Source organism: Streptomyces sp. NPDC048484, assembly GCF_040651415.1.
GTDB lineage: Bacteria > Actinomycetota > Actinomycetes > Streptomycetales > Streptomycetaceae > Streptomyces.
The window spans coordinates 134,636-148,002 of the sequence record NZ_JBEZJY010000007.1 but is presented as its reverse complement, the minus strand read 5'-3'; the positions used below and the strand labels follow the sequence as shown (position 1 = coordinate 148,002).

Genomic DNA, 13,367 nt, shown 5'->3' with positions numbered 1-13,367 from the left:
CGATGCCCGGAACCGTGTTGCTGATCGCAGCGTCGCCGACAGGCAAGGGCTGCCTCGTGGATGCCGCGTCCGTGCTCTCCGTGCTCGCCGCGGTGGCACCGTCAGTCCTCTCCGGCACGGACACCGCGAACGTGGTCGAACTCGCCGACCCCCTGGAGCCGCAGGCGGTACTGACCCGGCTGCGGGCCGCCGCGACGGCCCCCGGCCCGCTCACGATCTTCCTCACCGGACAGCTCCAACTGGACCGCCGCCAAAGGCTTCCGCACCTCGCGCTCGCCCGGACGACCCCCGCGACCGTCCGCTACACCGGCTTCCCGTGGCACTGGATCCGAGAGGAACTCCGCCTGCGCGCCCCGGGCAGTACGACCCTGCTCGTCGACCTGCACACCGACGCGGAGACCTGGCAGCATCTGATCGCCCAGCCGCTCACCGTGGGACCGGGCGCCGCGCTGTACGGCCGGGTGGCGCCGCCTCCCCCGCGACGCTCGGTGGCGGCTCCCATGTACATGAAGTCCCTGGCCACGATCCTCCGCAGCGGTCATCGCCCGCCGCTCGCGCACCTCCACCAGCAGGCGCTGACACGGTCGTACGGTGAGGACCCGGACGCCGCCCGCCGTGACCTCGTACTCGCGGTCACGACGGCTCCGGCCCATGGGTACGCCACACCGGCCGCCGGGCCCACGCCACGTGCGCCGCTTGCCGCGCCTGTACCCGTACACGCACCCATGCCCGTACACGCACCCATGCCCATGCCCATGCCCATGCCCATGCCCGTGCCCGTGCCCGTGCCCGTGCCAGCGTCCGGCGACCTGTCCGCAGATCCGCACGCCGAGATCACCGCCGCCGTCCAGAGCGGTCGTCACGCCGAGGCCGCCGCGCTGGCCGAGCGGCGGGAGCGGGCGGCGCTGCGGACGCACGGGCCGGGTGCCGACGAGGTCGTGCACTGGATGGAGGTACGGGCGGACCTGGCCATGTTCGCGGACGACGCCGAGCTGAGCTGCCGGATCTGGCTGATGGTGGCCGATGCACGGCTGGTAGCTGGGCAGTCCCCGGACGCGGCCGGTGTCGAGGCGGCCGTCGACCGGGCGCACCACCAGTGGGGCCGTATCGACGACTCGACGCGGGCCCGTGAGCTCGGGCCCGCACTGGCCGACCTGCGGCTGCGCGTTCCGGGGCGTCGGCAGGGGGCCCTGGACGACATCCAGCGGCACCTCAGCCGACTGCAGACACAGGTGTGACGGACTTCAGCTGACGTGTTTCTTCAAGACCGGGGCCCGTCGGTACTCCTAGGCTCCGATCATGAATGACATCGCTCTACTTTCGGGTGTTCTGTCCAAGACCGGTGACCTCATCGAGGGCGCTGCGGGCGTCGAGGGCGCCGAGGCCGGGTGGCGCGGTTCGGCGACGCCGTGCGAGGAGTACGACGTCGGGGCCCTGGTCGACCACCTCGTCGGCTGGCTGCAACTGTTCGAGGCCCGCTGCGACGGTCGCGCGTACGAGGCCGACCCCGCGCGGCACCGGAGCGGGCCCGACCCCGCCGGTGAGTTCCGCGCCGCCTCCGCCGGGCTGGTCGCAGCGTGGGAGAAGTACGGCTTCGACCGCGAGATCGCCCTGACCGGCGAGAGTGGACTGCCCGCCGCCATGGTGTTCGACATGGCGCTCATGGAGTTCACGGTGCACGGCTGGGATCTGGCGATGGCCACCGGCCGGCCGGTCCCGTTCACGGAACGGGAGGCGGCCGAGGTCCTGGTCCGTGCCGAGGCCACGCTCCCGCCGCAGTACCGGGGCGAAGGCATGGCCTTCGGCCCCATCGTTCCCGTGGCCGAGGACGCGCCGGCCGTGGACCGGCTCGCGGGCTTCCTCGGACGCGATCCCGCTTGGCGGGCGTAGGCAGGCGGTCGGCGTAGGCGGCGGACGTGGAGCGGTGCGGGCTGTGCGGGTTGCAGGGGGTGCACGGGCTGTGCGGGCGGCGCGGGCGACCGCCGGTCAGAGCGGCGGTCAGAGCGGCGGGTGTGCCGGTGCCGGGCCCAGGGTCGTCGTACCGGGCGCGGTGCGGTGTCCGAGACCTGTCCGGTACGCGTCCAGGGCCGCGTCGATCCGGCCCGTACGCCGGAGCAGGTCGCCGAGCAGACGGCACAGATCGGCCAGGTCGCCCGCCGCGCCCGCCCGTTCGAGCAGGCTGAGCGCGCGGACGTAGTGCTCCTCGGCCGTCTCGGTGTCCCGGCCGTCCTCCGCGATGATGCCGAGCAGCCGGTGCGCGCCCGCGGAGTGCACGGCCCCGCGCTCCGAGCTGAGGTCGCCCAGCACGCCGTGGAGCAGTGTCGCGGCCTCGTCCGACTTGCCGCGCCGGTGGAGCACGTCCGCCAGTTCCACCGCGACCTGGCTGGTGTAGAGCGCGGCGCGCTGGGCGGAGTGCATGGCCTGGGCCTCGCGCAACTCGCTCTCGGCGCGCTCCAGGTCGCCGTTCTGCGCGTACAGGTAGCCGCGCATCCAGTGGCAGTTGGCCAGCTCGGTACGGATCTGGAGCTGCCGGTAGAGCTCCGCCGCCTTGCCCAGGGACGCGTCGGCCTCGGCCATCCGTCCCTCGGCGATCATCGTGCGGGCGACGGACCGGTGCATACGCGCCAGCAGCGCGGGGTCGCCGACCTGCGGGGCCAGCGCGAGCGCGAACTCCGCGGCCTGCGCCGCCCGTGCGTGCGCCCCCATGTCCATGTACGGCGCTATCACCGCCGAGTAGAGCAGCAGCAGGGCGTCCGGGTCGTGCAGCCCGCCCTTGTTCAACTCGTCGATGGCTGATTCCAGCAGATAGCAGGCGTACCGGAGTTCGCCCGCCAGGTAGTGCGAGACCGCCCGGCCGCGCAGGGCCGGGACCCGGACGGGCAGGGGTTCGTCCGCGAGCCGCTTCTCCGACTGCTCGAAGCGCTGCCGGGCCGTCGCCAGGTCCCCGGTGTCCAGGGCGCACTCGCCGAGCCCGAGCAGCGCGGCCGCGCACTCGGCGTTCAGCCCGTGGGTCTCCGCCTCCGCGAGCAGCGCGGTGTACTGCTCGGCGGCGATCTCCGCCTCGCCGGTCGCCAGCGTCCGCTGGGCGTCGGTGAGTCTCAGCCGCAGGCCGGTGGCGAGGTGGGCGGGCCGCCCGGTCGCCAGTTCCTCGTACGCGACCCCGAGCCGCTCGGCGATGTGCCGCAAGGCCTCCTCAGAGGGCCGTACGCGTCCCGCCTCCAGCGTGGAGACGTACGCGGGGGTGTAGGCGGGTTCCGCCAGTTGTTTCTGTGTCAGCCCGCGTTCCGTACGCAGTTGCTGCACTCTGCGTCCGATGATTCCCGGGTCGTCGCGCTCGGCCATGGCGTAAGCATGCCAGTAAGTCGGCTTACAACTGTCCGCTATCCAACTTCCTCTTGAAACAGCACAGTTAAGCCTCGCAGGTCGGCCGTCGATCGGCTCAATGCGGCTCTTGCCCCGGAGGCGAACACGCCCTAGGTTAAGCGGCGCATTAAACGCACGATGCAGCAGATTTAATACGCTGGCCTACGTTGACGATGCGAGGTTGCCGCCGTGTTCCGACGCATTGCCGCGCGTTACCTTCCGGCTCGTTTCATCGCGGCGCTGAGCGCTGCCGTGGTCGCGTTCGCCGCGCTGGTGAGTGCGGCCAACGCGGTGCCTCACTAGGACCTGTCCGGTCGATCACGGCGAAGACGCGGGGTGTGGCACGCACTCCCCCACTGCCTTAAGGGCGTGGGGGGACCCCCAGCGGCGTTGTCGTCGGTTGCCGACGCTCCGCGTCGACGCCCTTCTCCGCCTTGCAGCTGCACGCACCACACCCCGCTCACCCGTGCTCACGCGGAACGCGAGGAGGCGAGGGTCGCCACACAGGGCGCCGGCACCTTCCCGAAGTTACCTTCCGACCCGTACGAGAAGCGCTGAGCGATGGTGTCCGGTGTGCGCCTGCCGACGCCGTGATATCGGCACTTGGGCAAGTAAGAGGTTCGATCAGGGACGATATCCGTGCTTCCGGCGCTACAGTTCCCTCCTGATGCGCTGAGTGTGAGGCGCGTCACACATCGCAACAGTATGGCCGCCTGATGGCACCAGGCGGCGGTGCATCTGGGGGGCCTCGTGCACGAGATGGTCAAGGGCGCCAATGTCGAACTGACGGCGTTGAGCAACGATGTGGGCTCCGTCATGGTGAGCCTGGGCTGGACCAGCCCGACGGGCGAAGGCGACGCGGACGTGTCCGTCCTTCTCCTGACGTCGGACGGCAAGGTCCGCAGTGACGCGGACTTCTACTTCTACAACAACCCCGTGGCGGCAGACGGTTCCGTGCAACTGTTGGGAAAGGCGCCTACGACGGACGGCAGCGAGGACCGCATCACCTTCGATCTGACCGCGATACCGGCGGACGTCGAGCAGATCATCGTGGCGGCGAGCCGCTACAACGGAGCCCGGTTCGGGGACCTGGACGACGTCCGGGTGACACTGGCCGACGGATCCGGCCACAGGCTGTTGCGGTTCTCCATCGAGGACGCCGGAGCGGTCGGCGCGCTGCTCTTCGGGGAGCTCTACCGGCGGGCCGGTGACTGGAAGTTCCGCGCCCTCGGGCAGGGCTACGAATCGGGACTCGCCGGTCTGGCCCAGGACTACGGCGTCGACGTCGACGACGATGCTGAGGAGGCGGAGGAAGCCCAGGCCGCGGCGGGAGTCGAGGCGGTGGCGGAAGAGGCCGGGGCAGAAGCGCAGGCCGAGCCCGTCGCCGTGGAGGCGGAGACCGCGGCCGGGGAGAAGGCGGTTCCGGCGCTCGTCCCCATCCCCGATCCGGCTGCGACGGAGCCGGTGGTGAACGGCCCGGCCGAGGTCGTGACCAAGCCGGTCCCCCGGCCCCGTACCGCCAAGAAGAAGGTCACGCTGCCCAAGGTCGCCAAGAAGTCGCTCGCCGAGAACGACTCCTGGCGGGCGGCCCGGCTCTTCCCGGTCTCCGCTCTCAAGAGCGACCACGACAGAGAGACGCGCGCGACTTCCGTACTGCTGTCCGTGATGGCCCAGGTACCGGAGTTCGGCAGGCGGCTCACCGCGGGGTTCGGGGCGCCCGCCGGACGCATGGAGACGTTCACGGAGGTCTCGCTGCCGAACGGCGACTCCCCGCGCCGGCCGGACGGCGTGATCAGGGTGGAGCGCGCGGGCAAGCTCTGGAGCGCGCTGGTCGAGACCAAGACCAACGGCAACCCACTCAAGCCGGACCAGGTGCAGGCGTACACCGACATCGCCGCCCGCCGGGCCTATGAAGCCGTGATCACTCTGTCCAACGACGTGGAGCTGGACGGCAGCCCGCTCGTCGATGTGAAGACTGATGGTCGCCGCAAGCACAAGGTGGCGCTGCGACACCTGTCGTGGGCCGATGTCACCCATCAGGCCCAGATGCTGATCAGGCACGAAGGTGTGGGCAACGCGGCGCACGCCTGGCTGCTCCAGGAGCTCCTGTACTACCTCCAGCACGACAACTCCGGATGCCACGGATTCCAGAACATGGGGCCGGCCTGGGTGCCCGTGCGCAACGGCATCGACGACGAAACCCTCTGCCAGGGCGATCGGCGGGCCGTGGAGGTGGTCGAGAACTGGGAACGTCTCGTTCGACAGGTGTGTCTGCGCCTGGGCGGTGAACTCGGGCAGAAGGTGCTGCCCGTGCAGCGGGCGAAGCGCGGAGCCGATCCCCGCGTCCGCCGCGCGGCCCTCGCCGACCAGCTCTGTCTGGCAGGCAGGCTGGATTCCGAACTCCGTATCGAAGGCACACCGGGCATCCTCGCGCTCTCCGCGGACCTGCGGACCGGCAAGCTCCGTACGTCCATCGAGATCGCCGCGCCGGAGCAGGGCCATCCGCTCACCTGGGCCAAGCGACTTGTCCGTCAGCTGCCCGACGCCCCTGCCGACCTGCACGTCGAGACGTTGCTCGTGGGCCAGGCGGGCGGGCCTCGCGGAACGTTGGAGCGGCTTCGTCCGGAACCCGGTGACATTCTCCCCAAGAACAACGCCGAGATCGCCGGCTTCCGGCTGTCTCTCTTCCGGAGCATGGGCAGCACGCGGGGGGCCGCCGAGTCCGGGTTCATCCGCAGTGTCGATGAGGCCGTGGACCGCTTCCACGACCATGTGGTCACTCGGCTGGACTGGAGAGCGGCCTCAGGCCGGCGTTGAGTTCGGGTCGCTCGTCCGGCCACTGGTGCGGGCCAGGAGGATGGCGACGTCGTCCTCCGAGGAGGACGGGTCCAGGTGGGCGGTGACCGTGTCGAGGAGCGTGGGGAGGGGCGCGGTCGGGGTGAGGGGGAGGTTGGCGAGTGTGTGGAGACCGGTTTCGATGTCGCGGTCCCGGCGCTCGATCAGGCCGTCGGTGCACAGGAGGAGGACCGAGCCCGGAGGGAGAGGGACCGTGGTGGCCGAGAAGGAGCCGAAGCCCACGCCCAGAGGCGGGGCGACGGGGAGGCTGAGCAGGGTCCGGGTGCCGTCGGGCGTGACGAGCAGTGGGGGGATGTGGCCTGCGTTGGAGAAGGTGACGCATTCCCGGCTGGGGTCCAGGAGCGCCAGCAGACATGTCGCCACCCGGTCCAGCTCAAGGGCGAGCACGGTGCGTTCGGCCTGGAGCAGGATGAAGTCCGGGGTGCTGCTCTGGACGGCAAGGGTGCGTACGACCGAGCGGTACTCACTCATCGCCGCGGCGGCGCGGGTGCCGTGGCCCATGACGTCCCCCACCACCAGCAGGGTGCGGCCGTGGGGTAATGCGAGCGTGTCGAACCAGTCGCCGCCCACCTCCGCCCCCGCGCCCGTCGGCAGATAGCGGCCCAGGGTCTCCACGCCGGGACCCGTCACCGTGGGCGAGGTCAGGAAGGCCCGCTGCATCTCCAGCGCCGTCTCGTGCTCGCGGGTGTAGCGGACCGCGTGGGCGATGCCGGTGGCGGCCCGGTCGGTGAGGTCGCCGAGCAGTTCCGCGTCCGCGTCGGTCAGCCGGGGGGAGTCGCCGCACCGGAACACCATCACCGCGCCCACCAGCTCCTCGTGGACGGCGAGGGGCAGGTAGATCCCCGAGTGCGCGCCCATCCGGCGGAAGTGCTCCTGGCGGTCGGCCATCAGGGCGAACTGGCGCATGGCCTCGTCGTCGGGGTGGCTGAGGACGAGCGGGCGGCGGTCGGCCAGTACGTGGGCCATGGGGGACCCGGCCCGGTACACGACGAACTCGCCGAGACGGCCGAGAGGCGAGGACACCTCCGCCAGGTCCGGCGTGGTGGCGAGCGCGATCCGGCGCAGGCGCAGCGGATACCGGGCCGAGGGCACCTGGGGTGTGCCTTCCGGGTCGACCACGTCCACCGCCGCGTAGTCCGCGAAGCGCGGCACCAGCAGGTCGGCCAGTGCCTGACAGGCCTGGCGGAGGTCGAGCGTCGCGCCGGTGCTGCGGTTCGCCTCGTCGAGCAGCGCCATCCGGTTGCCCGCCCGGACGAGGTCCTCGCGGCCGCGCAGCGCGTCGGTGACCTCCATGACGACACAGGCCACCCCGAGGACCTCGCCGGCCGGCCCGGACAGCCGGTGGTAGGCGCCGAGCCACCACCGGTTGTCCCGGGCCGTGTCGGCCGGGGTCTGCCCGCCGACCGTGATGACCTGCGGAACCCCCGTACGCAGTACCTGTTCGAGAAGCTGCTCCGACGACTCCAGGCCGGGCAGCACGTCCCGCAGCCTGCGGCCGAGGTGCTCGGCGACCGGGACGCCGTTGAGCAGGGCGAGCGCGTCGTTGAGGTAGAGGTAGCGCAGCTCGCGGTCGAGGACGGCGACACCGGCCGGGCAGTAGTCGAGGACCCGCCGGGTCAGCGTCAGCTCGTCGAGCAGCCGTTCCGCGCATTCCCCGACCCTCTGGGCCTCCACCTCCTGGGCTCCCATCTCCTGGGCTCCCATCTCCTGGGCCTCCAACCCCTGGGCCTCCAACCCCTGGGTCTCCACACCCTTGGCTCCCGTATTCCCGGCCTGCGCCTTCCCCGGCCCCGCGTTCCCCGGCCCCGCCTTCCCGGCGCGGTGCACGGCGTCCGCGAGCTCCGCCAGCTCCGCCTGGGTCAGCAGGACGCGCGGGGTGGGCTGGAGCTGTTCGCCGGGCACCCGTCCACGGCACCACGGCACCGCCCTGCCCACCAACGGGCGGGCCTGTCCGGGTGACCTATGAGGTCGGCAGGGGCTTGGGTTCCGCCGTGTCCAGGACCCGGCCCCCCGGGGAGCCGGCCAGCTGCCACACCTTGTTGGCCGCCAGCCTGGCGTACGACTCGGGCTTGAGCGTGCCGGTGAGGCCCGCGACCCGAGCCGGCTTTCCCCCTCGCTCGGCGAACAGGGCGAGAGTGAGGGCGAGCCGGGGCGAGTACACGCTCTGCCAGACCGTCCGCGCGCCCGGCCCGCTGCCCGCGCCCGCCGAGTGGCTGACCGGCAGGGTGGGTACGACCCTGGCCGGTACGAAGGCGCCGTCCGAGGCGGGCCGCTCGCTCAGCATCTCGGCGACCGTCGCGGCCTCTTTCCCGGGCATCGCCGTACGTGTCTCCGGACGCGCGGTGTGCACCGTACGGCCCGCCCGGGTGATCTTCGCGACGGTGTACGGGGTCGCGTACGTGCCGTCGGCGGCCAGGGCGGCGTACGCCGCGTTCAGGCGCAGGGGCGTGGGAGCCGTCTCCTTGGTGAGGCCGCCCAGCGGGCCGTCGGGCCGCAGGGACTTGAGGAACGGGTCGAGGACCGTGCCCGCCTCGACCGCCCCGTCGACGGCGTCGTTGAACGGCTGGTGGGCGTAGTCCGCTCCGCCGTACAGCACACGGACCGCGCCGTCGCCGGGGACGGTCGCGACGACGGCGGTGTGCAGCCGGGCACTCTTGCCACTCTTGCCACCCTTGTCGTCCTTGTCGCCCTCGGAACTCTGCTCGCGCACCAGTTCCGCCGTCTCGTCCTGGAGACCGAGGTCGAAGGTGGTCCACACCTTGTAGCCGCCGCGCGCCAGCTGGTCCTCGCTGATGCCGAGCCGGTCGGCGGCCTCGGCGGACGCCGCGTCGATCAGGTACTGGCGTCCGCCGTCCGTGTCGCCCGGCGGGTAGAAACGGAAGGCCGGGAAGCGGGCGGCCGTCCGCTCACGGCCGCTGATCGCTCCCGAGTCCGCCATCGCGTCGAGCACCCACGCCCAGCGCCGCTCCAGCGTCTTCGTCACCTTCGCGTCCGCGCCCGCCCGCTCGTAGTACGAGGGCAGGTTGACGATCCCCGCGAGGGCCGCGCCCTGGGAGACCGTCAGGTCCTTGGCGCCGACACCGAAGTAGTTCCGTGCGGCCGACTCGATGCCGGCGGCGCCCCGGCCGAAGTACACGGTGTTGAAGTAGCCCTCCAGGATGTCGTCCTTGGACCTCGTGCGGTCCAGCTTCACGGAGATCAGCGCCTCGCGCGCCTTGCGCTTCAACGACTGCTCGGGGGTCAGCAGGGCGTTCTTCACGTACTGCTGCGTGATCGTGGACCCGCCCTGGCGTTCGCCGCCCGTCACGGCGGCGAGCGCGGCCCGCAGGATCGCGGAGGGGGCGACCCCCGAGTCCGTACGGAAGGAGCGGTTCTCCGCGGCGATCACGGCGTCCTGGACATGCCGCGGGACCTGCCGCAGGGGGATGTCCTGGCGGTCGACGGGCCCGCGCCTGCCCAGGTACTCGCCCTCGGCGTCCACGAAGACCGTGCTCTGGCTGACGGTCTCCGGATGCGGGTCGGGGATGCCGGTCATCCGGTACGCGACGACGAGCGCGGCGCACGCCGACAGGAACAGCGCCAGCAGGACGGCCAGGGTGCGGCGGAGCCGGCGGGCGCGGGTACGGCGCCGGCGGATGCGGGCCCGCCGGAGACGGGTGCCGATGCTGCGGAGACGGGAGCCGATGCCGCGGAGGGGGGCGCCGATGCTGCGGAGTCGGCGGTGGGCGCTCATGAGGGGGTGTCCGTCCGTGCGGGGCTGTCCGTTTGCGCGAGGAGCTTGCCGGCGGAGTCGTAGGCCTTCACGGTGATGCCCGGCAACGACTGCTCGCCGACCGTGAGTTGGGCGTCCGCGTACCAGGCCGACCAGCCGGGAGAGCCCGCCAGGGTGAGGACACGCGCGGTGAACGTGCCCTCGGGCGTGACGAGTTCGACGCGCGCTGCCTCACGGGTGCCACGGTGGACACCGGAGAGGAAGATCCGTTTCCCGGACGTGGAATCCGCCCGGACGGTCAGACCGGGATCTTCACCCTCCTCGCCGGAGTCGCGGAACCGGTTCGGCTGCCCCGGCGCCGACCAGTGCGTGCCGTCCTTGGTGAGCCAGAACTCCACGCCGGGTGCGGCGGTGACACGTTCGCCGGGTGTGACGACGCGAACGGCCGCCCCCTCCACGGAAACCGAGACGGTGCCGGAACCGGCACCGGCACCGGAGGCCGTGCCGCGTACGACCCCGAAGACCAGGGGGACGAGGAGCAGGGCTCCCACCGACGTGAGCAGGGCCGTGGTGCGCCGGCGCTGCCTGCGGCGCGAGAGGCCCGCCTCCTTGATGGCGGGAATGGGAATGGGAACGGGAACGGGGATGGGAGCGGGAATGGGGGTAGGGCCGGGCACAGGTCCGTTCCCGGCGTTCGGGCCCTCGCGGTACGCGGGATGGGCGCGCAGAGCCTTTTCGGCCCGCCGCCCCACCGCTTTGACCGTTCCCGGCGAGGAGTTGAGGAGCGCGGCGACCTCATGGCGGGGCAGGCCGTCCCAGTGCTGGAGCACGGCCACGGTCCGCCGGCGGGGCGGAAGGCCGGCCAGCACCTCGGTGAGCGGGTCGAGCGGGTCGGGTGCGTACGGCTCCGACGCCTGCTCAGAGCCGATGCCGGAGCCGAAGCCGAAGCCGAGGTTGAAGCCGCGCCTGGAGGCGCGCCTGGAGCCGGAGCCGGATCCGAAGCCGAAGCGGGCGAGTGGTCGTGGCCGCCGCCGCAGAAAGCCACGTACCAGGGCCCGCCGGACGTAGAACTCCGCGTCGCCGCCCGGCACTCGGCGCCGCGCGTACACCTCCGCCAGCGCCGCTCTCGCGCGTCTGTCCGCGTCGGCTGAGTCGCCCGTGAGCAGAAGGGCCGTACGCGTGAGCCGGGGCCAGTACTCCCCGGCGCGGGCGGTGAAGTCGTCGTCCATGGTCAGTCGGGCGCGGCGGTGCGCGCCACTCCCTCCGGCTCAGCCCAACGCGATGCTTGTGCTTCGATGTACGCGACCTACGTGTCGTACGTGGCGTACGGGACCTGTACGCACGACAGAGGCAGCCGGGTTGCATGAGACATGCGAGAACAGCGGCAGGGGGTGTGGCGGGGGTATGACCGAGGATGAGTTCGACGGGTTCTACGCTGCCGCGTTTCCCCGGCTGACCGGGCAGCTCTACGCCTTCACCGGTGACCACGGGGAGGCGCAGGACGTCGTCCAGGAGGCGTTCGTCCGTGCCTGGGACCGGCGGCGGGAGTTCCTCGCCGACGGGGCGCCCGAGGCATGGATACGTACGGTCGCGATGCGGCTCGCGGTGAGCCGCTGGAGGCGGGCCCGGCGCTGGCTGGAACTGGTGCGCCGCAATCCGCTGCCGGAGCACACCCCGGGGCCGGGACCGGAACGGACCGCACTGATGACGGCGTTGCGGGAGCTGCCGGAGGCGCAGCGCAAGGCTGTCGTTCTGCACCATCTGTGCGACTTGAGTGTCGAACAGGTAGCCTCCGAAACCGGTGTGCCCACAGGGACGGTCAAGGCCCGGCTGTCCCGCGGCCGGGCGGCGCTGGCGCGGCGGCTCGGCGAAGCCGACGAACTGGGTGAGAGGGAGGACGACCGTGTCCGATGAGCTCACGCCCGGCCCGAGGTATGAGGACCGGTACGAGGACGAGGGCCTCGGTGCCGGGTCCGGTCGCTCCGAACTGGCCACCGCTCTGCGTGAGTTGGCTCAGGAACACGAGACTCCCGTAGCCGTCCCGGGGGCGGAGATCCGCCGTCGTGCGGTACGCCGTCGAAGGCGCCGCAAGGCCTCGCTGGCCGCGGCGGGCGCCGCCGGTGCGGGGGCGCTGGCCCTGGTCCTGGCCGTGGTGTTCACCGGCGGTGAGGACTCCCGGTCGGTTCCGCCCGCGGCCGGCTACGGCGCGCAGACCCCGCCGACCACCGCCGGGCCCTCTGCGGCAGCCCCCGTCGCCGCCACCGTGAATCTCACCAAGCGGGAGCTGACCGCCGAGGGCCGCACCCTGCCCATCTCCGCCGGGACGATCAAGTCGCCGACGCCGACGGGGCTGATGAAGGTCACGGCCAAGTACGAGACGACGGTGGTGCCCCGTGAGCTGGCGGGCTGGAGCGCGTACGACGTCAAGGCGACCTGGGTGATGCGCCTGCGCGGTCCCGACGACCGTACGAACTACCTGTTCGCCCTCAACCAGGACGAGAAGGCGCCCGGCAACTACGACAGCACCGGCGGCGCGATCGGTCTGCGGAGCAGAGACGCGATGTGGCTGTACGAGGAGCTCAAGCTGGGAGCGGTGGTGCAGGTGGTGGGGGTGACCCAGACGCAGCGGGCTCCGGACGTCACGTCGTCAGCGACGACACCGGAGAATTCGGCAACGTTGGAGGAAGCGACCGGTGTCGATCCCGGTGCCGCGGCCAGTGTCCCGACAGCGTCCCCGCCCGCGACCCCGAGCTCGGTTGGCCGTACTGGCGGGCAAAGTCCTGGGGCTAGCTTTACTGCGCGTTAGTTGCAGGGGCGGGGACATGGCGTGAGGGTGGAAGGCAGTCCCACCGGAGGCGCCTTTGGCGACCTCCCGATGATCACCCTCTCCTCCTGGCGTGCCTCCCTGAACCGGGAGGAGCGGGTGGGGCTTCGTGTCGAGGCCCGCTCAGTGGGCGTGCGGCATGAGCCGGTCCACCACACGGCGGGCCGCACCCGGACGAGGCCCGCGAACCGCGGGCGGGCGCTCCCAGTCGCAGGGCGGTGACGGGCGGCGGGGCGGGACCGCGCCGTGCTCCTTCAGCGCGACGCTCAAGAGACCCAGCAGGAGCTGGACATCGGCGTCGCAGTCGAGGAGCACGGTGATCCAGGAGGCGCCGGGGCGGACTCTGATCGCGCTGGCGTGCAGGAGTTGGGGGAGCAGCCGTTCGACCGCCGTGGGCGTGAGGTAGAGGTCGGCGGAGTCGTCGGAGTGGAAGTGGACGATCTCGTGTCCCGCTGAAGCGAAGGCTTGCCCAACGGCGCACCGGGGCGGGCCACTTACCAGGTTCGGCCAGGTCTCCAGGAGAGCCATGGCGCGAGGGGCCGCGGTCATGACCTCATCCTCGCGCACGCTTCACCTGGAGGACCACCCCCAGCCACCTCCGACTACTCCTCC

10 protein-coding genes are annotated in these 13,367 nt (G+C 71.8%); 5 read left to right on the top strand and 5 right to left on the bottom strand.

The genetic code is table 11. The features are described 5' to 3' along the window. The first annotated feature begins 2 nt into the window (after window positions 1-2). Window positions 3-1,238 carry a hypothetical protein gene (locus tag AB0D14_RS09445; RefSeq protein WP_362776419.1) on the top strand — a complete coding sequence of 412 codons (1,236 nt, stop codon included), beginning with the start codon at window positions 3-5 and terminating at the stop codon, window positions 1,236-1,238. Window positions 1,239-1,299: 61 nt separating this feature from the next. Then, window positions 1,300-1,890 carry a TIGR03086 family metal-binding protein gene (locus tag AB0D14_RS09440; protein WP_362776418.1) on the top strand — a complete coding sequence of 197 codons (591 nt, stop codon included), beginning with the start codon at window positions 1,300-1,302 and terminating at the stop codon, window positions 1,888-1,890. Between the two features lie 108 nt (window positions 1,891-1,998). Here AB0D14_RS09440 and AB0D14_RS09435 read toward each other — a convergent pair whose 3' ends face one another. Continuing rightward, the gene (locus AB0D14_RS09435) at window positions 1,999-3,342 is read right to left on the bottom strand and encodes a helix-turn-helix domain-containing protein (protein WP_362776417.1); all 1,344 of its coding nucleotides are present in this window, start codon (window positions 3,340-3,342) and stop codon (window positions 1,999-2,001) included. Window positions 3,343-4,122: 780 nt separating this feature from the next. Between AB0D14_RS09435 and AB0D14_RS09430 the strand changes: the two genes are divergently transcribed. Continuing rightward, entirely contained in the window at window positions 4,123-6,180 is a 2,058-nt protein-coding gene (locus tag AB0D14_RS09430) for a TerD family protein (protein ID WP_362776606.1), read from the top strand. Here AB0D14_RS09430 and AB0D14_RS09425 read toward each other — a convergent pair. From AB0D14_RS09425 to AB0D14_RS09415, 3 genes are read right to left on the bottom strand one after another with little or no spacing between them, the layout of a single operon-like run. Continuing rightward, window positions 6,166-8,121, bottom strand: coding sequence for a SpoIIE family protein phosphatase (locus AB0D14_RS09425; protein ID WP_362776416.1), 1,956 nt, complete (start codon window positions 8,119-8,121; stop codon window positions 6,166-6,168). The genes AB0D14_RS09430 and AB0D14_RS09425 overlap by 15 nt on opposite strands. A gap of 58 nt (window positions 8,122-8,179) precedes the next feature. Next, window positions 8,180-9,952, bottom strand: a complete 1,773-nt coding sequence (locus AB0D14_RS09420; protein ID WP_362776415.1) for a transglycosylase domain-containing protein — start codon at window positions 9,950-9,952, stop codon at window positions 8,180-8,182. Next, on the bottom strand, window positions 9,949-11,160 hold the full coding sequence (locus tag AB0D14_RS09415; protein WP_362776414.1) for a sigma factor-like helix-turn-helix DNA-binding protein: 1,212 nt from the start codon (window positions 11,158-11,160) through the stop codon (window positions 9,949-9,951). The genes AB0D14_RS09420 and AB0D14_RS09415 overlap by 4 nt, the downstream gene beginning before the upstream one ends. A gap of 175 nt (window positions 11,161-11,335) precedes the next feature. Here AB0D14_RS09415 and AB0D14_RS09410 point away from each other — a divergent pair, with 175 nt between their 5' ends. Together AB0D14_RS09410 and AB0D14_RS09405 are read left to right on the top strand one after the other, a co-directional pair. Continuing rightward, window positions 11,336-11,845 (top strand): SigE family RNA polymerase sigma factor, encoded by a 510-nt coding sequence (locus AB0D14_RS09410; protein ID WP_362776412.1) that lies wholly within the window; start codon window positions 11,336-11,338, stop codon window positions 11,843-11,845. Next, entirely contained in the window at window positions 11,835-12,737 is a 903-nt protein-coding gene (locus AB0D14_RS09405) for a L,D-transpeptidase (protein ID WP_362776410.1), read from the top strand. Before AB0D14_RS09410 ends, AB0D14_RS09405 begins: the two co-directional genes overlap by 11 nt. A gap of 141 nt (window positions 12,738-12,878) precedes the next feature. On the opposite strand, the gene AB0D14_RS09400 is transcribed toward AB0D14_RS09405, so the two are convergent. Then, a complete protein-coding gene (locus tag AB0D14_RS09400) occupies window positions 12,879-13,304 on the bottom strand; it encodes a luciferase family protein (protein ID WP_362776408.1) in 426 nt (141 codons plus the stop codon). Window positions 13,305-13,367: the final 63 nt, after the last annotated feature.